The following is an 18,902-nucleotide window of genomic DNA, read 5'->3' on the forward strand; positions in this document are numbered from 1 at the left end:
TTGTCAAGGGCACGCCAGCGTGCCCTTAATTTTTGCTGGATACCGATGAAACATATTCGAAATTTCTCGATCATTGCCCATATCGACCACGGCAAATCGACCCTGGCCGACCGTTTTATCCAGTTCTGCGGCGGCCTGGAAATGCGTGAAATGAGCGCACAGGTACTCGACTCGATGGATATCGAGAAAGAGCGCGGCATCACCATCAAGGCGCAGACCGCGGCACTGCAGTACAAGGCGCGCGACGGCCAGGTCTACAACCTGAACCTGATCGACACCCCGGGACACGTCGACTTCAGCTACGAAGTCAGCCGCTCGCTGTCCGCCTGCGAGGGCGCGCTGCTGGTGGTCGATGCCTCGCAGGGCGTCGAGGCGCAGACCGTGGCCAACTGCTACACCGCTATCGAACTGGGGGTGGAAGTGGTGCCGGTGCTCAACAAGATCGACCTGCCGGCCGCCGAACCCGAGCGCGTGAGTCAGGAGATCGAAGACATCATCGGCATCGAGGCCATTGATGCGGTGCGTGCCTCAGCCAAGTCCGGCATTGGCATCGAAGACATCCTGGAAACGGTGATCAGCAAGATTCCGCCGCCGGAAGGCAATCCGGATGGCCCGCTCAAGGCGCTGATCATCGACTCCTGGTTCGACAACTACGTCGGCGTGGTAATGCTGGTGCGGGTGATCGACGGTTCGCTCAAGCCCAAGGACAAGATCAAGTTCATGGCGACCGGCGCCGAGCATCTGTGCGAGCAGGTCGGGGTGTTCACGCCCAAGTCGGTGCAGCGTCCCAGCCTCAGTGCCGGCGAAGTGGGCTTCGTTATTGCCGGCATCAAGGAACTGAAATCGGCCAAGGTCGGCGACACCATCACGCTGGTCAACAACCCGGCCAGCGAGGCGCTGCCCGGCTTCAAGGAAGTCCAGTCGCAGGTGTTCGCCGGCCTCTACCCGGTGGAATCGCACGACTACGACTCACTGCGCGACGCCCTGGAAAAGCTGCAGCTCAACGACGCCTCGCTCAAGTTCGAGCCAGAAGTGTCGCAGGCGCTGGGCTTCGGCTTCCGCTGCGGCTTCCTCGGCCTGCTGCACCTGGAAATCGTGCAGGAACGTCTCGAGCGCGAGTTCGACATGGACCTCATCACCACCGCGCCAACGGTAGTGTACGAGGTGCTGATGAAGGACGGCACGGTCATTGAGGTGGAAAACCCCTCCAAGCTGCCGGACCTGTCCAAGATCGACGAAATCCGCGAGCCGATCATCACGTCGACCATCCTCGTGCCGCAGGACTACGTCGGCGCGGTGATGACGCTGTGCAACCAGAAACGCGGTGTGCAGCGCAATATGCAGTACATGGGCCGCCAGGTGATGCTGACCTACGAGCTGCCGATGAACGAAGTGGTGATGGACTTCTTCGACAAGCTCAAGTCCACCAGCCGCGGCTACGCCTCGCTCGACTACGAATTCAAGGAATTCCAGGCGGCCGACCTGGTCAAGCTCGACATCCTGGTCAATAGCGAGAAGGTCGATGCCCTATCGCTGATCGTGCACCGCGCCACCAGCCAGTACCGCGGCCGTGAACTGGCCTCGAAGATGCGCGAACTGATCCCGCGCCAGATGTTCGACATCGCCGTGCAGGCCGCCATCGGCAGTCACATCATCGCGCGCGAGACCATCAAGGCGCTCAGGAAGAACGTGCTGGCCAAGTGCTACGGCGGTGACATCACCCGTAAGAAAAAGCTGCTGGAAAAACAAAAAGCCGGCAAGAAGCGCATGAAGCAGGTGGGCAACGTGGAAATTCCGCAAGAAGCCTTCCTCGCCATTCTTCAAGTGGGAGACAAGTAAGTGGGGGCCAATCTGTTCTGGGTGTTCGTGGTCGTGGCCGCTATCGGCCTGATGCTGATCGTCTTCAGCGGCGGCAGGCGAGAAGCGGCCGCCAAGGACTGGCCGGCCCCGATCCAGTGGGGCTACCTGGCGCTGGTGGTCGGCGGCTTCGGCATTCTATCCAACGCCATGAGCTTCACCGCCGTGATGCTGGTGTTCGTGCTGATCACCGGCGTGGTGTGGGGGCTCGACAAGCTGCTGCTGGCCAGGAAGAGAATGGCCGAAGGGCGCGAGGTAGGGCATTTCGTCGACTACGCGCGCGGCTTCTTCCCGGTCATCTTCGTGGTGTTCGTGCTGCGTTCCTTCCTGGTCGAGCCGTTCCAGATCCCCTCCAGCTCGATGCGGCCGGGTTTGGTGGTCGGCGACTTCATCCTGGTCAACAAATTCTCCTACGGCCTCCGCATGCCGGTGCTGAACAACGTGCTGATCCCGGTCAACAAGGTGGAGCGTGGCGATGTGGTGGTGTTCAACTTTCCGCCGCAGCCCAGCGTCAACTACATCAAGCGCGTGATCGGTCTGCCGGGCGACACGGTGGAATACCGCAACAAGCGCCTGACGGTGAACGGCAAGCCGGTTCCGGACGAGAAGGACGGCACCTACGAATACCTGGAACAGGGACTGGCGATGATCCATAACGACCAGTTCCACGAAACGCTGGGCAACAAGCGCTTCCAGGTGTTGAATATTCCCGAGGCCCCGACACTGAGCCTGAGCCAGGTGAGCGACTTCCCCTTCCGCGACCGTTGTGTCTATGATGACAACGGCTTTGCCTGCCGCGTGCCGGAAGGCCACTACTTCATGATGGGCGACAACCGCGACAACAGCCTGGATGGCCGTTATTGGGGTTTCGTCGCCGACAAGCTGCTGGTGGGCAAGGCGTTCCTGGTATGGATGAACTTCAACGACCTGTCGCGTATTGGTCATACCATTCGTTGACAGGACTTCGACTTGGACAGTCAAGGGGGAGCAATGCAGCGAACTCAACGCGGGTTTACAATCATTTCCACCATGCTGCTGATGGTGTTCATCGGCGGCATCATCCTGCTCAGTTTCAAGGTGATCCCGGTCTACACTGAATATTCTGCGGTCAAGCAGGCAGTGCGGGATGTGGCAGGTGAAACCTCGGCCAGCGAGTACCAGATTCGCAAAGACTTCAATACCAAGGCCGATGTGGCCGATATCAGTTCGATCCGCGGTCAGAATCTTGAGGTGGTTGCGGGCGCGGGTGTGGTGCATGTCCGTGCCGCCTATCGTCGCGAAGTTCCCTTGTTTGCCAATGTCGGGCTGATTTTTGACTTTGAAACCGAAGCGGGCAAAACCGATTCTTCCCAATGACCGTATCACAGACTGAAGTAAAGTTCGGCCGCCTGTCGGCGGCGTTGGGCTATCGTTTCACTCGGCCGGAACTGCTGCGCCAGGCATTGACGCACCGCAGTTTCGGCTCGCCCAATAACGAGCGTTTCGAATTCATCGGCGACAGCATTCTCAACTATACCGTGGCGCGCATGCTGTTCGACCGCTTCCCGCGCCTGAGCGAGGGCGAGCTGTCGCGCCTGCGTGCCAACCTGGTCAACCAGAGTTCGCTGGCCGAGATCGCTCTGGGGCTGGGCCTGGGCGATTACCTGTACCTGGGCGAAGGTGAACTGAAGAGCGGCGGATTCAACCGCCCCTCGATTCTGGCCGATGCCCTGGAAGCGACCTTCGCCGCCGTCAGCTTCGACAGCGACTTTGCCGCGGCCGAGAACGTGGTGCGACGCCTGTACGAGCAACGGGTGGCCGCGATCGATCCGACCAAGCACGCCAAGGACGCCAAGACCCGGCTGCAGGAAGCCTTGCAGGCCAGAAAGCTGGCGCTGCCGAAATACCGTATCCTCTCCCAGAGTGGAGAGGCTCATGAACAATGGTTCAAGGTGGAGTGCGACCTCGGCGAGCTGGCGGTGATCGTCACCGGCGAAGGCGGCAGCCGCCGCGCCGCCGAACAGCAATCGGCCGAAGCTGCGCTGGAACACCTTGAACAGAAACTGCCTTCGGGCAAGAAACGCGCATGACAGACACTCCATTCCACTGCGGCTTCGTCGCTATCGTCGGTCGTCCCAACGTCGGCAAGTCGACGTTGATGAACCACCTGATCGGCCAGAAGGTCAGCATCACCTCGAAGAAGGCGCAGACCACGCGCCACCGCGTCAACGGCATCCACACCGAAGACACCGCCCAGTTCGTTTTCGTCGACACCCCGGGTTTCCAGACCTTCCACAAGGGCGCGCTCAACGAGGTGCTCAACCGCAGCGTGAAGGAAACGCTGTCGGACGTGGACTGCGTGCTGTTCGTGATCGAAGCCATGCGCTGGACCGGTGCCGACAAGGAACTGTTGCCGCTCTTGCCCAAGCACACCCCGGTGATGCTGGTGATCAACAAGCTCGACAAGGCCAAGGACAAACAGGCGCTGATGGAATTCATCGAGACGGTGAAGGCCGACTTTGCCTTCGCCGACGTCGAGGTGGTCAGTGCCAAACATGGTCAGCGCCTGGCCGAACTGCTCGACAAGGTGCGCCCGCGCCTGCCGGAATCGATGCCGCTCTACCCCGAGGACATGGTCACCGACAAGAGCGAACGCTTCCTCGCCGCCGAGATCGTGCGCGAGAAGCTGTTCCGCTACCTGGGCGAAGAACTGCCATATTCGATGAACGTGGAAGTCGAGCAATTCGAACTCGACGGCGCCTTGCGCCGCATCCACATCGCCGTGCTGGTCGACAAGGAAGGCCAGAAAGGCATTCTGATCGGCAAGGGCGGTGAAAAGCTGAAGAAGATTTCGACCGAAGCCCGCCTCGACATGGAAAAGCTGTTCGACGGCAAGGTCTACCTGGAGGTGTGGGTCAAGGTCAAGAGCGGTTGGGCCGACGACGTGCGCTTCCTCAAGGAATTCGGTCTTCACTGATCATGCCGGATTCTCTGCCGCTCCCGCCGTATTGGACCGTGATCTTTTCCTCGCAGCGTAGCGAGGCCGAGCAGGGCTACGCCGAGATGGCCGAGCGCATGTTGCGGCTGGCCCGGGTGCAGCCCGGCTTTCTCGGCATGGAAAGCGCGCGGGACGAAAACGGTTTCGGCATTACCGTGTCTTATTGGGATAGCGTGGAGGCGATTGCCGCCTGGCGTCATCATGCGGAACACATGGTGGCGCAGCGCCTTGGGCGTGAGGTGTGGTATCAGGCCTTTTCGCTGAAGGTGGCCCGTGTCGAGCGGGCGCACGATTTCACTAACCCGACGTCGCATGAGCCAGGACCGGGTTGACCGCCAGCCGGCCTACGTGCTGCATGCCCAGCCGTACCGGGAAACCAGCCTGCTGCTCGACGTGCTGACGCGCGAGCACGGACGCATCGCGCTGGTGGCGCGTGGCGCGCGCCGGCCCCGGTCCGACCTGCGGGGCGTGCTGTTGCCGTTCCAGCCGCTGCTCCTGGCCTGGTTTGGCAAGAACGAAGTGCGCACTTTGCACTCCGCCGATTGGCAGGGCGGCGTGCCGCAACTGTCGGGCTTGCCGCTGGTGTGCGGGTTTTATCTCAATGAATTGTTGATCAAGCTGACGGCGCGCGACGACCCGCACCCGGAAACCTTCGGCGTCTACGCCGAGGCGGTGCGTGGGCTGGCGTCGGGCGGCTTGCTGTCGTCGGTGTTGCGGCGCTTTGAGCTGGGCCTGGTGCGCACGCTGGGCTACGCGCCCGCCTTCGATGTCGACGACAACGGGCGCGAAGTGGAGCCCGACGTGCCCTACCTGTGCGGGCCCGAGCAGGCGCTACAGCGTTGGCAGGGCGAGCCGGTGCCGGCGCAGCAGCAGGTGATCGAGGGCCGGATTCTGCTGGCGATGGCTGGCGGCGATTTTTCCGAGCTCGCCACGCGGCGCGAGGCGCGCCGTCTGATGAGACTTTTTCTGGGGCAGCTTCTGGGGGCGCAGTCATTGGCGACCCGCGAGCTGCTGCAATCAATCAGTGCCCTCGGCGACTGATTTCAACGGTATTGGAAACGAGAACGCGAGGACCCGCGAGTGGGGCGGCAGAGGGCGCAGGCTCTCGGCAAGCGGTTGCGAGCGGCTTTCCGCAGGCCAGTCGAGTGCTGGGTTAATTCAAGGATTGGCCACGCTGAGCTGGACCCGCGCGCCGTGCGCGACATGTCGCGGACACGCGATCGTTTCTAACCTGAATGGAATAAGACCGACCGGGGCGATGGAGTGAGATGATGATTCTGTTGGGCGTGAATATCGATCATGTGGCCACCCTGCGCCAGGCGCGTGGCACCCGTTACCCGAGTCCGATCGAAGCGGCGCTGGTTGCCGAGACGGCCGGTGCCGACCTGATTACCCTGCATCTGCGCGAAGACCGTCGCCACATCCAGGACGCCGACGTGGTGGCGATGCGCCAGGTGATCAAGACACGCATGAACCTGGAGATGGCGCTGACCGAGGAAATGTTGGCCAATGCGCTGGCAGTCAAACCGGAGGATGTCTGCCTGGTGCCGGAAAAGCGTGAGGAGATCACCACCGAGGGCGGCCTCGACGTGATCCGTCATTTCGACCAAGTGCGTGACTATACCCAGGCTCTCACCGAGGCTGGCATTCGCGTTTCGCTGTTCATCGACCCGGACAACCAGCAGATCGAAGCGGCCCGCGACGCTGGCGCCCGCGTCATCGAACTGCACACCGGCGCCTACGCCGACGCGGTGCATCAGGCGGAACGTGAGCGCGAACTGGCTCGGGTTCGTGAGGCGGCGGTGTTTGCCGCGCACCTGGACTTCGTGGTCAACGCCGGCCATGGCCTGTCGTATCACAACGTGAAGCCGGTGGCGGCGATTGCCGAAATCGCCGAACTTAATATCGGTCACGCCATCGTCAGCCAGGCGCTGTTCGTCGGCTTCCCCGAGGCGGTCCGCTCGATGAAGGCGCTGATGATCGAAGGCCGGCACGCGGCCCACCAGTAAGCGACCCCAGTCATGATCTATGGCATCGGCACCGACATCGTCGCCGTGGCGCGCATGCAGGCCCTGCTCGATCGCTGGGGCAACAAGGCCGGGCGGCGCATCCTGGCGCCGTCGGAGTGGGCGGCTTTCGCCGCCAGCCGCGATCCGGCACGCTTGTTGGCCAAGCGTTTCGCGGTCAAGGAGGCGGTGTCGAAAGCCCTGGGCACCGGCATCCGCGCGCCGGTGCTGCTCACCGCCATCGCCGTCGATCACGACGCCCTAGGCAAGCCCTTGCTGGTCTTCAGCCCGCCGCTGCAGCAGTTCGCCGAAAGCCGCGGCGTAGTCAGCAGCCATCTCTCCATCAGCGACGAGCGCGACCATGCGCTCGCCTTTGTCGTACTGGAGGGCGTGCCTTCGGCCAACCCTCCCGCCATTTTGCAGGCCTGATTCCTATGTACAGCACTGTATCCCTCCCGCGTGGCCCCGTGATGGTGGACGTGGCGGGTTTCACCCTGACCGATGCCGAGCGCGTGCGGCTTCGCCATCCTCTGGTCGGCGGGGTGATCCTGTTTCGGCGCAATTTCGAGAACATCGAACAGCTCAAGGCGCTGACCGCTGAGATCCGCGCGCTGCGCTCCCCTCATTTGCTGATCGCGGTGGATCATGAGGGGGGGCGGGTGCAGCGCTTCCTCGACGGTTTCACGCGCCTGCCGCCGATGCGCGTGCTGGGCGAGGCCTGGCAGCGCGACCCGCAAGAAGCCGAAAGCCTGGCCGAAACCGTCGGTTACGTGCTGGCGGCGGAACTGCGCGCCTGCGGCGTCGACCTGTCGTTCACCCCGGTGCTGGACCTCGACTGGGGGCGTTGCGCCGTGATCGGCAACCGCAGCTTCAGCCGCGACCCTGAAGTGGTTTCCGCCTTGGCGCTGGCGCTGCAGCGCGGTCTCCAGCGCGGCGGCATGGCCACCTGCGGCAAGCACTTCCCAGGCCATGGCTATGTCGAGGGCGACAGCCATCACGTCATCCCGGTCGACGAGCGCAGCCTGGACGAGCTGATGGCCGACGACATCAAACCCTTCGTGCGTCTTTCCGCTGCCGGCCTCACCTCGGTGATGCCGGCGCACGTGGTCTACCCGCAGGTGGACGACCAGCCGGCTGGTTTCTCGCGTATCTGGCTGCAGGACATCCTGCGCCAGCAGGTGAAGTTCGACGGGGTGATCTTCTCCGACGACCTGTGCATGGAAGGTGCGGCTGGCGCCGGCGGCATCGCCGAGCGTGCCCGCGCCGCCTTTGTCGCGGGCTGCGACATGGCCTTGGTGTGCAACCGCCCGGATCTGGCCGACGAACTGCTGGCGGCCTTGGCAGATCCGGCCATCGCCGGATTGGCGGAGCGGCTGGCGCGCATGGAAGGACAGGGCGCGCAGGCCGAGTGGGAAAAGACTCTGGATAGCGCCGATTTCGCCGCCGCCCGCGCCACCGTGGCGCGACTGGCGATGCCGCCGGATGCGCTGAAGGGGCCCGCGGTGGGCGAGGCCAGCTGAGCCTATCTCATTAGATGGCTGCGCCTGCGCCGCTTGAGTGCCAGCGGACTGCGTGCGAACTCTCGCCCAGAGATTCGCTCAGCGATGCGGAATCCTCATGTACTCCGTGTACATTCCGGTTCCTGTGCTCCGCTGGAACTCAACCTGCTTTGGCTCGCTCGCCTACTGAAACAGGCTTCTGGAGGTTTGTTTTTGATGCGGGATCAGGGTTTCCACAGTTTTGCCAGGAAGCCGGGGCGCACCCCGGCCTGGCTGAGCGGCACCGCCTCGACGATGTGGTAGCCGGAGTTGCGCGTCTCGCGCAGCAGCGGCTCGGCGTAGGGCGGGCCGTCTGCCTTGCGTAGCGCCGCCACGCGGGGTTCGTTGGCTTTCTCGCGGCGGTGGGTGACCATGGCGATTTCGCCGTTGGCCAAGCGCACGCAGCTGCCCGGCGGGTAGATGCCGATCTCCTTGATCAGCAGCGCGGTGTATTGTGGGTCGAACTCCCCGTAGCCACCCTGAAACAGCTTGGCCATGATGCGTGCGGCGGGCTCGGTCGCATGACTGGGCGAGGGGGACAGTCGGCTGGTCAGCACGTCGGCCAGGTGCAGCAGGTGGGCCAGCGCGTCGATATCGTGGCGGTTCAGTCCATGCGGATAGCCCGAGCCGTTCCACTCCTCGTGGTGCTGCTGTACCAGGGTGTGCCACAGCTCGTCGGCTATGCCTGCCTCGCGCAGGATGGCCGAGCTTAGCAGCGGATGGGCGAACAGGGCCTCGCGTTGCTGTTGCGTGGCTGGGGTGTCTTGGGCGGACATCTGGTTGAGCAGGCCGGTGACCGCGATATTCATGGTCAGCGCCGCCCCGATCAGGCTGTGCTGGACCTGTTCGGCAAGGCCCAGGCGGCGTGCCAGCACCGCCAGCAGTGCGGCAGTGTGCAGGGCATGGCCGCTGCCGTGATCGCGCGGTGGGACCAGCAGGGTGGCGGCCAGCAGGGCGTCCGCCTGGCTGGCGGCCAGTTCGTGAAGACGCCGGACAACGCTGTGCAGGCTGTCGGCCAGCCCGGCAACCGCCAGTCCGTGCGTCAGCAGGCCCTGTGCCCGCTGTCCGAGGAATTCCATTTCCAGCAGGGGGTTGGCCGGGCGCTGCGCCTCTTCCTGCCGGCGCAGCGCTTCGGCACGTTCGCGTTTCTCCCGCTCCAGCCGCGCCTCGATCGCGTCCTTGTCGCCCACGCCGACGTTGAGCAGCTTGTCGCGTTGCTCGGCGCTCAGGACGTAATGGCCTTTTTTCAGCAGCAAAAGGCCGTTGTTGGCGTAGACGTCGACCGGCAATTCCTGCCCCACCCTGAGCCGCAGGGGGTGCAGTTTGGACTTGTTGTCGGGAAGATCGCTCATGGTTGGAAATCACGCATTGGCTGATCGCCATTGTAGCCTGCGCCCGGACCGTCGGCGCGGTGAATAATGACGGCCTAGTGCTTGCGCTTTTTCCACAGCGCGGAAAGGTACTGTGGGCGGATGCCGGCCTGGCTCAGCGGGATCATGCCGACGATCTGGTATTCCTTGAGGCGAGTCTCGCGCAGCAGCGGCCCGCCGTAGGCGGCACCATCCTCGCGGCGCAGCGCGGCGACCAGCGGTTGGTCGGCGCGTTCACGCCGGGCCACCACCACGCCGAGTTCGTGGTTGGCCAGGCGCACGAAGCTGCCCGGTGGGTAGACGCCCATTTCCTTCACCAGCAGCGTGACGTACTGGCTGTCGACTTGCTGGTCGCGGTTCTTGAACAACTGGGCCAGCGCGTTTTGCGGCAGGATGGCCTTGCGGTAGCTGCGCGGCACCAGCTTGGCGGCGGAAATGTCAGCCAGATGCAGCAGGTGGGCCAGCGGGTGGATGTCGGTGCGCTCCAGTCGTTCCGGGTAGCCGGAACTGTCCCATTCCTCGTGATGCTGTTGCACCAGGGTATGCCACAGTTCGTCGGTGACGCCGCATTCGCGCAGGATCGCCGAGCTGAGCAGGGGGTGCCCGGCGACGTCTTCCTGCTGCTCCGGGGTCAGCGGGGTGGCCTGGCTGTACAGCTCGTCCATCAGCGGGGCGATGGAGAGGTTCATGGTGAGCGCGGCGGCGATCAGGATCAGGCGGGCATCCGCCGGCGTGTCCAGGCGCTTGGAGATCAACGCGGCGAGGATGGCGGTGTGGATGCTGTGCGCGGCGGTGTAGCGCTGGATCGGCAGCAGCAGCATCGACGCCAAGAGGCCGTCCGGCACCTTGTCGCACAGGCCGAGCAGACGTTCGGCCAGTTCGCGCAGCTTGAGTTCGAACATCGGCTCGGACAGCGCGCAGTTGAGCAGGTAGTCGAGCGACGGGGTGATGTGGTGCACCTCCTCGAACGGTTCGATCAGCTCGGCCGGGACGTCGGCGCGCTTGGCGGTGGGGTCCGGTTTGTTCTGCTGGGCGCGCTGGCTGGCTTCGAGCGAGCTGTGGGCCAGCAGACGCTCCTTCTGCTTGTCGGTGAGGACGTAGTGGCCCTTGCCGAGCAGCAGGAAGCCGCTCTTGGTATAGAGGTTGATGGGCAGTGCTTCCCCGACCTTGATGAGGCTGTCCAGCGGGTTTTTTCCAGAAGACGATGTCATTCTTTTTCGATTCTCCAAGCCACGCTACAAGTTTAGCCCGATAAACAAGGTCGGGGACTTATTTACCCGAAATGGTTTCCCATTCTTTCATCAAACGCTTGAGCGAAACAGGGTAAGGTGTTTTCAGCTCTTGGGCAAACAGGCTGACGCGCAACTCCTCGATTTTCCAGCGGAACTCGGCGAGCGCCGGGGTTGCCTCGCCCTTGTCTTCGGCTTCGGCCAGGCGGGTTTCCCACAGCGTCCAGAGCTGGCGGATCTCGGCGGCACGCTGACCGTCGCGCTGAGCGTTGGCCACCTGCTTGTCCATGCGCAGGCTCATCGCCTTCAGGTAGCGCGGCAGGTGCGGCAGCTGGCTCCACGGCGTGGCGGAGAGGAAGCCCTTGTAGACCAGGCGGCCGAGTTGTTCGGTCAGTTCGCGGCCGAGTTTGTGCTTGGCGAGCTTGGGTTGCAGCGCCTGGTATTCGCCGGCGATCTGGTTGAGGTAGGCGGTCACCGCCTGGATCACCGCCGGCAGCCGGGTGCGCGCGCGCGCCTTCTGGTCGTTGAAGGCTTTCTCGGTGCGCGGCGGCTCGTCGTCGCCGATGAAGGCACGGTCGCAGATGCAGGCGATGGCGTCGGCCAGCAGGTCGTCGACGTTGGCCACGCCCCGCAATTGCAGGCCGAGCTGGGTCATGCCGGGCAGGCCCTTGCCGAGCTGCTTCATCTGCTCCTTGAGCTGCAGCTGAAGCAGCCGCACCACACCCTGGCGGTGGGCGCGGCTGGCGGTGTATTCGGTGTCGTAGAGGCGGATCGCCACCTTGTCGGTTTCCAGCGTCAGTGCGGGGTAGCCGGTGAGCTGCTGGCGGCCGCGGGCGAACTGGATCGCCGCCGGCAGTTCGCCGAAGTCCCAGCTGGTGACGTCGTCGCGCTCGAACTCGGCCGAGGTGTCGCGGAAGGTGAGCTGCGCGGCCTGGCCGAACTGCTTCTGCAGAGCGAGCAGATCGCGGCCGAGGCCGATTTCCTGCTTGCCGTCGTCGATGACGCGGAAGTTGAACAGCAGGTGCAGCGGTAGCGTGGCGAGGTCGAAGTCGTCCACGGCCACTTTCACGCCGCCGGTTTCGCGCAGGATGAAGCGTGCCAGCTGCGGGGCGATCGGCTGTGTGGTGTCGGGGTTGGCCGAAAGGAAGCGCGTGACGAAATCCGGTACCGGCACGCAGGTGCGGCGCACCTGCTTGGGCAGGCTCTTGATCATCAGCTGCAGTTTTTCGCGGATCATGCCGGGCACCAGCCATTCGAACGGCGCCGGCTCGAGCCGGTTGAGGATGGCGAGCGGCACGTCCACGGTGACGCCGTCGAGCGGATGGTTGGGTTCGAAGCGGTACTTCAGGCGCAGCTTGCCGTCTTCGTGCTCGAGCCATTCCGGGAACTGGTTGACGGTGACGTGCTGGGCGGCGTGGCGCATCAGCTCTTCGCGCGTCAGGAACAGCCGCTTGGGGTCGGCCTGCTCGGCCTCTTTGCGCCAGGCTTCGAAACTGGCGGCGTCGACCACGTGCGCCGGAATGCGCTCGGCATAGAAGGCGAACAGCGCGTCTTCGTCCACCAGCACGTCCTGGCGCCGCGCCTTGTGTTCGAGCTGCTCGACCTCGCGGATGAGCTGCTGGTTGCGCTGGAACCAGGGCGCGTTGCTGACGTACTCCATCGCCACCAGCGCGCCGCGGATGAACAGTTCGCGCGCTTCCTCGGGTGCGATGCGGCCGTAGCTGACCGGGCGGCGCGGCACCAGGGTCAGGCCGTAGAGCGTGACGCGCTCGCTCGCCACCACTTCGCCGCGGGTTTTTTCCCAGTGCGGGTCGAAGTAGTGGTACTTGATCAGGTGCGGGGCGAGTTTCTCCACCCACTCCGGCTCCACCTTGCCGACGCAGCGGGCGTAGAGCTTGGTGGTTTCCACCAGTTCGGCCGCCACCAGCCATTTCGGCTTGGCCTTCTTCAGGCCGGAGCCGGGGAAGACGTGGAAATGCACGCCGCGCGTGCCGAGGTAGTCGTCGCTCTCCTGCGATTTCATGCCGAGGTTGCCGATCAGGCCGGTCAGCAGCGCCTGGTGCAGGCGCTCGTAGGCCACGGCGTCGAGCTGCTGGCGCTTCTTGACGCTAAGCTGCTCGAGGTTGGCCGAAGGCTCGGCGTCGGCGTGTGCCTCGTGGCGCTGGATCAGCCCCAGCTCGGCGGCGATCTCGGCCAGCTGGCCGTGCAGTTCGCGCCATTCGCGCATCCTGAGATAGGACAGGAAATGCTCGTGGCACAGGTTGATGAGCTGGCGGTTGGACTTCTTGTGCTTGAGCGCGTCCTGGAAGAAATCCCACAGGTGCAGGAAGGACAGGAAGTCCGATTTCTCGTCGGCGAATTTCTGCTGCGCCCGCTCGGCCGCCTCGCGCGCTTCGAACGGCCGCTCACGCGGGTCCTGGATGGAGAGCGCGGCGGCGATGATCAGCACCTCGCGCACGCAGCCGAGATCGCGCGCGGCGAGTAGCATGCGGCCGATCTTGGGGTCGATCGGCAGCCGCGCCAGTTCCTTGCCGACCGCAGTCAGCTCGCTCTTCTCATCCACCGCGCCCAGCTCGGTCAGCACCTGGTAGCCGTCGGCGATCAGGCGCGACGACGGCGCTTCGAGGAAGGGGAAGTCGTCGACGCGGCCGAGGCGGAGCGCCGCCATGCGCAGGATCACGGCGGCGAGGTTGGAGCGCACGATTTCCGGGTCGGTGAACGCCGGGCGGGCGTTGAAGTCGTCTTCGCCGTAAAGCCGTACGCAGACGCCGGCCTCGACCCGGCCGCAGCGGCCGGCACGCTGGCGCGCCGCCGCCTGGGAAATCTTTTCGACTTGCAGCTGCTCGACCTTGGCGCGCGGCGAGTAACGGTTGAGGCGGGCGAGGCCGGTGTCGATCACGTACTTGATGCCGGGCACGGTGAGCGAGGTTTCCGCCACGTTGGTGGCGAGCACGATGCGTCGTCCGCCCGACGGCTTGAAGATCTTCTGCTGGTCTTCGTTGGAGAGGCGGGCGAACAGCGGCAGGATCTCGTAGCCGCGGATGCCGGACTTGCGCAGCTTCTCCGCCGTGTCACGAATCTCGCGCTCGCCGGGCAGGAACACCAGCATGTCGCCCGGGCCGTGGCGCGAGATTTCGTCCACCGCGTCGACGATGGCGTCTTCCATTTCCACTTCACGCTCGTCCTCGTCACGCTCCTTGAGCGGGCGGTAGCGCACCTCCACCGGGAAGGTGCGGCCGGAGACCTCGATCACCGGGGCGCCGTCGAAGTGGCGTGCGAAGCGCTCGGCGTCGATGGTGGCCGAGGTGACAATCACCTTCAGGTCGGGCCGACGCGGCAGCATCTGCTTGAGGTAGCCCAAGAGGAAGTCGATGTTGAGGCTGCGCTCGTGCGCCTCGTCGATGATGATGGTGTCGTAGGCTTCGAGGTAGCGGTCGGTCTGGGTTTCCGCCAGCAGGATGCCGTCGGTCATCAGCTTGATGACGGATTTGTCCGAGAGCTTGTCGGTGAAGCGCACCTTGAAGCCGACGTGGGCACCCAGTTCGCTGCCCAGCTCCTGCGCGATGCGCGTCGCCACCGAGCGCGCGGCGAGCCGGCGCGGCTGGGTGTGGCCGATCAGCCCGTACACGCCGCGGCCCAGCTCCAGGCAGATCTTGGGGATCTGCGTGGTCTTGCCCGAGCCGGTCTCGCCGCAGATGATCACCACTTGGTGTTTGGCGATGGCGGCGCGAATCTCCTCGCGCTTCTGGTTGACCGGCAGCGCGAGGTCGAATTCCGGCTTGGGCAGGTTGGCCGAACGCGCTTCGGCGCGGCCCTGCGAGCGGGCGATCTGCTGCGCCACGTCGGCCAGCAGCTTGTCGGACGGCTGCTGTTTCTTCAGCCGTTGTTCGACGTCGGCCAGCTTGCGTTTCAGACCGTGACGGTCGCGGATCAGGCAGGAGGGCAGGGCGGCCTTCAGTTCGGCCAGCGGGCGGGTGGTGGTCATGCGTAAAGAACGGCGAAAACGGGAAAGCGCGAGTATAGCAGAGGCGCCGAGGCGGCTGGAGGGAAGAGACCACCCGCCAGCCGGACAGCATGGCGTGCGTCCCTTCCACCGATCCGCTCTATTCGCCGTGGCGTTGTTTGGTGATCGCCAGGCAGTGGCTGGTCAGCGCGTTGTCGACGAAGTCGTTGAGCAGTACCAGCAGCCGGTCGCCGCAACGGTCGGCGACATGACGACGATCGGCGGCCCACGGGTAGGTGGCGTGATCGAACCTTGCCTTGGTGGACAGCAGCGGCGAGGCAGCATCGCTGAAGGTGGCCACCGCCTTGGCGATGCCTTCCTCGGTGGCGGTGTAGGTACCTTGCAGTTGCAATACGGTCCAGGTCTTCTCCGGCTGGTTCAGCGCCTGGTTCAGGCAGTCGATGATGCTGTCTGGGTTGTCGGTGGCGTAACCTCTGTCCGAGTAGGAGTCGCGGCAGTCGCTGTTGCCTTCCAGCACGATCAGCCGTTTGTGGCTGTCGAGCAGGTTCTGGTAGCTGGTCTGCAAATCGGTCTTGTCCCCTAGTGCGATGCCTTTGCCGGCCAGCGCGGCGCCCAGGTAGCGGGTGATCTCGCTATCGGCCGGCTTCATGCCGTCTTCCAGGAAACCATCGTACTTGATGTTGACGACCACGATTTCCTGCGGGTGGCTGCCCAGGAACTCGACCACGCGACGGAGGAAGTCGTCGAAGCGGCAGCCGGGGATGAACGCATGCTGGTGGCGCAGCAGGTTGTCCTTGCGGTAGAAGCTGGCGTTGTAGCCGGGCCGGAAGTCAAAGTAGCGGGTACCCAGCGTCAGCTGGGTGCTGATCGGCTCTTTCTGGGTGTAGCCCAGGTTCACCAGCGCGCGCAGCGGGGTGTCGGTCGTTTCCAGTAGTACTAGGGCGGCGGTCAACGCCGCGATCAGTACCGGCCCTAGCGTAGTGAGCGATGCTAATCCCAAGCCCAGCGTAGCGACGATGGCCGCCGCGGCCTTCTCCCGGTCGCCATAGTGTGCGATCAGGCGGTGGATGAGATCGCGGGCCTCACCTGCACTGCCCAGGCCGGTAAACATGCCGGCATCGTGGGCGCCGGGCAACACGAACTTGCCGAAGGAGGCCGCCAGCACCGCCGGCTTGGTGGTGGCGAGGTTGCCCATCCAGTGGCTGTAGTCTTCGGTGAGGTAGAGGTAGGCCTGGTGCGACTGGTTGCGGCCGGCGTCGTAGAAACCGTAGGACAGCGCGTAGCGGCCGGGGGCAATGACCGAGTTGGTATCGAGCATGTTGCCCATGTCGGTGTTGCCCAGGCTGCCGGTGGAGGGGGCGATCTCCACATAGCGGGAGAGAACCTTGCTGCCGTCGACCTTGGCCTGCAGGGTGACGCGGCCGGTGTGCTCGTCCCAGTCGATGTTGCCGCTGTCGATCTCGCGGTGGCCGTGGCGCATCTTGCCGATGAGCGTGTAGTCATTCTGACTAAAAGTCAGATCGTCGTTACCCCGAGTCTCAGCGGTAGTCGCATAGGGGGGATTGCTGACGTAGCCGTAGATATCGATGCCCTTGCTGATGCCCATAGTGCATTACTCCTCATTGCCGATGGATTGGAAGCGGTGGGTCTGTGCTGCTGAGCAAGCGATTGGTAAGAACTCCAGCAGTCGAGCTTGTGTTATTGAAAATAAATATGCCAATTGCAACGTTTTTCGAGCGGCCAAGCAAGGCATCTCTATCCTTCGCCGGCTCTGGCGGGGGAGGACGATGGCGGCTGAATGCGGAACAAGGCCGGCGGGGCCACTGGCGGGCAGTGGGCTGGGGCAAAAAACAGGACGGTCAACCTTGTCGCCAGATTGGCCGCCCTGTTCTGGCGGGAGAGGGGCCGCTAGTCCGGCGCCGTCGGCACCAGAGCCTGGCGCACCGTGGTTTCGTCGAGCTCCGCCGAGCACAGCTCGATGAAGCGGTAGGCGTAGCTCCTCAGGTAATGGCCGCGGCGCACGGCGATGCGCGAGGTCTGGTGGCCGAACAGCGGCACCGAGTCCACTTCGGCCACGCCTTGGTCGCGCTGCGCGTCGACCGCCATCGAGGCGACGATGCCCACCCCCATTTCCAGCTCGACGTAGGTCTTGATCACGTCGGCGTCGAGCGCCGCCATCACCACGTCCGGCAACAGCCCGGCCTCGGCGAAGGCGCGGTCGATCTGGGCGCGGCCGGTGAAGCCTTCGTGGTAGGTGACCAGCGGGTAGTCGGCCAGCGCCTCCAGCGTCAGCGGCTTGACGCCGTGCAGCGGGTGGCCCGGCGGCGCGATCACGGTGTGGTGCCAGCTGTAATAGGGGAAGGACACCAGTTCCGGCACCGCCGAGATGGCCTCGGTGGCGATGCCGATGTCGGCCTGGCCGTCCAGCAGCAGCCGCACCAGTTCGTCCGGGCTCGCCTGCAGCAGCACCAGGTGTACCTTGGGGAACGCCTGCTTGAACGCCGTCACCACCTTGGGCAGGGCGTAGCGCGCCTGGGTGTGGGTGGTGGCGATGGTGAGCTGGCCCTGATCGCGCTGGCTGAACTGTTCGGCCAACCTTTTGACGTTGCCGGCGTCGAGCAGCATGCGCTCGACGATGGTCAGGAGTTCCTTGCCGGGATCGGTCAGGCCGAGGAAGCGCTTGCCCTTGCGCACGAACAGCTCGACACCCAGCTCGTCCTCCAGGTCCTTGATGTGCTTGCTGACGCCCGATTGCGAGGTGAACAGCGCGTTGGCGACCTCGGTGAGGTTGAAATTCTGCCGTACCGTCTCGCGGATGATGCGCAGTTGCTGAAAGTTCATGCTCGTCCTGCCGTTTCGTTGTGGGTGAACACCCGCAAGGCGCGCGGCTGCAGGCGCACCGGCTGGCCGGCGGTGAAGGCCTGGGCGTGCCAGGTCTCGTACGGGAGTTCGACGTCGTAGTGCTGGCCGTCCTGGCTGCCGCTGCCTTCCAGCTCGACGCGGGTCAGGGCGCCGACGCTGAGCACGCGGGTGATGCGTGCCGGGATGCCGGCATCCTGTTGATCCAGGCGAATTTCCAGCTCGTGCGGACGGACGAAGGCGACCACCTCGCTGTTCTCGCCGACGTGGTCGGCCGACGTTGCCAGACGCGTGCCGCCGACGTCGATGCCGCCGGCCGTGTGGCGTCCTTCGAAGCGGTTGGCCGAACCCAAAAAGCCGTAGACGAAAGAGGTGGCCGGGTGGCGATAGACCTCGTCCGGGGTGCCGATCTGTTCCACCTTGCCGTGGTTCATCAGCACCACGCGGTCGGCCACCTCCAGCGCTTCTTCCTGGTCGTGCGTGACGAAGATCGAAGTGATGTGCAGCTCGTCGTGCAGGCGGCGCAGCCAGCGGCGCAGTTCCTTGCGCACCTTGGCGTCGAGCGCGCCGAACGGCTCGTCCAGCAGCAGCACGCGCGGCTCCACCGCCAGGGCGCGGGCGAGCGCGATGCGCTGGCGCTGGCCGCCGGAGAGCTGGGCCGGGAAGCGGTCGGCCAGCCAGTCGAGCTGCACCAGTTGCAACAGTTCGTGCACCTTGCGCTTGATCTCGGCCTCGGACGGGCGTTGCTGGCGCGGCTTCATGCGCAAGCCGAAGGCGACATTGTCGAACACCGTCATGTGGCGGAACAGCGCGTAGTGCTGGAACACGAAGCCGACCTGGCGCTCGCGCACGTGGGTGTCCGAGGCGTCCTCGCCGTCCAGCAGCACCTTGCCGGAATCGGCTTGTTCCAGCCCGGCGATGACCCTCAATAAGGTGGTCTTGCCGCAACCGGACGGACCCAGCAGGGCGACCAGCTCGCCGCTGGGAAAATCAAGGCTGAGGTCGTCCAGCGCGACGAAGTGGCCGAAGGCCTTGTGGATGTTCTGTACCTGGATGCTCATGTTGCTCTCCTTAGCCACGCCTTGGCGGGCTAACAAAAATC

General features: G+C 64.4%; 16 protein-coding genes. 10 read left to right on the forward strand and 6 right to left on the reverse strand.

Annotated elements, in window-relative coordinates; all coding sequences use genetic code 11:
- Positions 1 to 45: 45 nt before the first annotated feature.
- The 10 genes from lepA (at position 46) to nagZ (ending at position 8,360) form a co-directional block, all read left to right on the forward strand.
- Positions 46 to 1,839 (forward strand): translation elongation factor 4, encoded by a 1,794-nt coding sequence (lepA, locus tag NH8B_RS07665; protein WP_008953848.1) that lies wholly within the window; start codon positions 46 to 48, stop codon positions 1,837 to 1,839.
- Positions 1,840 to 2,814, forward strand: coding sequence for a signal peptidase I (gene lepB / locus NH8B_RS07670; RefSeq protein WP_014086766.1), 975 nt, complete (start codon positions 1,840 to 1,842; stop codon positions 2,812 to 2,814).
- Positions 2,815 to 2,847: 33 nt separating this feature from the next.
- Positions 2,848 to 3,213 carry a DUF4845 domain-containing protein gene (locus tag NH8B_RS07675; protein WP_014086767.1) on the forward strand — a complete coding sequence of 122 codons (366 nt, stop codon included), beginning with the start codon at positions 2,848 to 2,850 and terminating at the stop codon, positions 3,211 to 3,213.
- Entirely contained in the window at positions 3,210 to 3,926 is a 717-nt protein-coding gene (rnc, locus tag NH8B_RS07680) for a ribonuclease III (protein WP_014086768.1), read from the forward strand. The genes NH8B_RS07675 and rnc overlap by 4 nt, the downstream gene beginning before the upstream one ends.
- Positions 3,923 to 4,813 carry a GTPase Era gene (gene era / locus NH8B_RS07685; RefSeq protein ID WP_008953852.1) on the forward strand — a complete coding sequence of 297 codons (891 nt, stop codon included), beginning with the start codon at positions 3,923 to 3,925 and terminating at the stop codon, positions 4,811 to 4,813. The genes rnc and era overlap by 4 nt, the downstream gene beginning before the upstream one ends.
- Before the next feature lie 2 nt (positions 4,814 to 4,815).
- Positions 4,816 to 5,166, forward strand: coding sequence for an antibiotic biosynthesis monooxygenase family protein (locus NH8B_RS07690; protein WP_014086769.1), 351 nt, complete (start codon positions 4,816 to 4,818; stop codon positions 5,164 to 5,166).
- The gene (gene recO, locus NH8B_RS07695; protein ID WP_014086770.1) at positions 5,147 to 5,875 is read left to right on the forward strand and encodes a DNA repair protein RecO; all 729 of its coding nucleotides are present in this window, start codon (positions 5,147 to 5,149) and stop codon (positions 5,873 to 5,875) included. The genes NH8B_RS07690 and recO overlap by 20 nt, the downstream gene beginning before the upstream one ends.
- A gap of 230 nt (positions 5,876 to 6,105) precedes the next feature.
- Positions 6,106 to 6,843 carry a pyridoxine 5'-phosphate synthase gene (pdxJ, locus tag NH8B_RS07700; RefSeq protein WP_014086771.1) on the forward strand — a complete coding sequence of 246 codons (738 nt, stop codon included), beginning with the start codon at positions 6,106 to 6,108 and terminating at the stop codon, positions 6,841 to 6,843.
- Positions 6,844 to 6,855: 12 nt separating this feature from the next.
- Positions 6,856 to 7,269: a holo-ACP synthase gene (acpS, locus tag NH8B_RS07705; protein WP_014086772.1), complete on the forward strand. Its 414-nt coding sequence runs from the start codon at positions 6,856 to 6,858 to the stop codon at positions 7,267 to 7,269.
- Between the two features lie 5 nt (positions 7,270 to 7,274).
- On the forward strand, positions 7,275 to 8,360 hold the full coding sequence (gene nagZ / locus NH8B_RS07710; RefSeq protein WP_014086773.1) for a beta-N-acetylhexosaminidase: 1,086 nt from the start codon (positions 7,275 to 7,277) through the stop codon (positions 8,358 to 8,360).
- A gap of 203 nt (positions 8,361 to 8,563) precedes the next feature.
- Here nagZ and NH8B_RS07715 read toward each other — a convergent pair whose 3' ends face one another.
- The 6 genes from NH8B_RS07715 to NH8B_RS07740 form a co-directional block, all read right to left on the reverse strand.
- Positions 8,564 to 9,730: an HD-GYP domain-containing protein gene (locus NH8B_RS07715; RefSeq protein ID WP_014086774.1), complete on the reverse strand. Its 1,167-nt coding sequence runs from the start codon at positions 9,728 to 9,730 to the stop codon at positions 8,564 to 8,566.
- Between the two features lie 74 nt (positions 9,731 to 9,804).
- Complete coding sequence (locus NH8B_RS07720; RefSeq protein WP_014086775.1) at positions 9,805 to 10,959, reverse strand: HD-GYP domain-containing protein; 1,155 nt, start codon at positions 10,957 to 10,959, stop codon at positions 9,805 to 9,807.
- A 58-nt stretch (positions 10,960 to 11,017) separates the two neighbouring features.
- Positions 11,018 to 14,962, reverse strand: coding sequence for an ATP-dependent RNA helicase HrpA (gene hrpA, locus NH8B_RS07725; protein WP_014086776.1), 3,945 nt, complete (start codon positions 14,960 to 14,962; stop codon positions 11,018 to 11,020).
- Between the two features lie 118 nt (positions 14,963 to 15,080).
- Entirely contained in the window at positions 15,081 to 16,547 is a 1,467-nt protein-coding gene (locus NH8B_RS07730; RefSeq protein WP_014086777.1) for a hypothetical protein, read from the reverse strand.
- Positions 16,548 to 16,849: 302 nt separating this feature from the next.
- Complete coding sequence (locus tag NH8B_RS07735; RefSeq protein ID WP_014086778.1) at positions 16,850 to 17,782, reverse strand: CysB family HTH-type transcriptional regulator; 933 nt, start codon at positions 17,780 to 17,782, stop codon at positions 16,850 to 16,852.
- Positions 17,779 to 18,861 (reverse strand): sulfate/molybdate ABC transporter ATP-binding protein, encoded by a 1,083-nt coding sequence (locus tag NH8B_RS07740; RefSeq protein ID WP_014086779.1) that lies wholly within the window; start codon positions 18,859 to 18,861, stop codon positions 17,779 to 17,781. Before NH8B_RS07740 ends, NH8B_RS07735 begins: the two co-directional genes overlap by 4 nt.
- Positions 18,862 to 18,902: the final 41 nt, after the last annotated feature.

Source organism: Pseudogulbenkiania sp. NH8B (assembly GCF_000283535.1).
Lineage (GTDB): Bacteria > Pseudomonadota > Gammaproteobacteria > Burkholderiales > Chromobacteriaceae > Pseudogulbenkiania > Pseudogulbenkiania ferrooxidans.

What these genes read in the sequence shown, in the direction of transcription:
- lepA (WP_008953848.1), top strand. Translation starts at nt 46, where the DNA reads ATGAAACATATTCGAAATTTCTCGATCATTGCCCATATCGACCACGGC.
- pdxJ (WP_014086771.1), top strand. Translation starts at nt 6,106, where the DNA reads ATGATTCTGTTGGGCGTGAATATCGATCATGTGGCCACCCTGCGCCAG.
- nagZ (WP_014086773.1), top strand. Translation starts at nt 7,275, where the DNA reads ATGTACAGCACTGTATCCCTCCCGCGTGGCCCCGTGATGGTGGACGTG.
- recO (WP_014086770.1), top strand. Translation starts at nt 5,147, where the DNA reads ATGAGCCAGGACCGGGTTGACCGCCAGCCGGCCTACGTGCTGCATGCC.
- hrpA (WP_014086776.1), bottom strand. Translation starts at nt 14,962, where the DNA reads ATGACCACCACCCGCCCGCTGGCCGAACTGAAGGCCGCCCTGCCCTCC.
- NH8B_RS07690 (WP_014086769.1), top strand. Translation starts at nt 4,816, where the DNA reads ATGCCGGATTCTCTGCCGCTCCCGCCGTATTGGACCGTGATCTTTTCC.
- NH8B_RS07735 (WP_014086778.1), bottom strand. Translation starts at nt 17,782, where the DNA reads ATGAACTTTCAGCAACTGCGCATCATCCGCGAGACGGTACGGCAGAAT.
- NH8B_RS07715 (WP_014086774.1), bottom strand. Translation starts at nt 9,730, where the DNA reads ATGAGCGATCTTCCCGACAACAAGTCCAAACTGCACCCCCTGCGGCTC.
- NH8B_RS07740 (WP_014086779.1), bottom strand. Translation starts at nt 18,861, where the DNA reads ATGAGCATCCAGGTACAGAACATCCACAAGGCCTTCGGCCACTTCGTC.
- acpS (WP_014086772.1), top strand. Translation starts at nt 6,856, where the DNA reads ATGATCTATGGCATCGGCACCGACATCGTCGCCGTGGCGCGCATGCAG.
- NH8B_RS07730 (WP_014086777.1), bottom strand. Translation starts at nt 16,547, where the DNA reads ATGGGCATCAGCAAGGGCATCGATATCTACGGCTACGTCAGCAATCCC.
- era (WP_008953852.1), top strand. Translation starts at nt 3,923, where the DNA reads ATGACAGACACTCCATTCCACTGCGGCTTCGTCGCTATCGTCGGTCGT.
- rnc (WP_014086768.1), top strand. Translation starts at nt 3,210, where the DNA reads ATGACCGTATCACAGACTGAAGTAAAGTTCGGCCGCCTGTCGGCGGCG.
- NH8B_RS07720 (WP_014086775.1), bottom strand. Translation starts at nt 10,959, where the DNA reads ATGACATCGTCTTCTGGAAAAAACCCGCTGGACAGCCTCATCAAGGTC.
- NH8B_RS07675 (WP_014086767.1), top strand. Translation starts at nt 2,848, where the DNA reads ATGCAGCGAACTCAACGCGGGTTTACAATCATTTCCACCATGCTGCTG.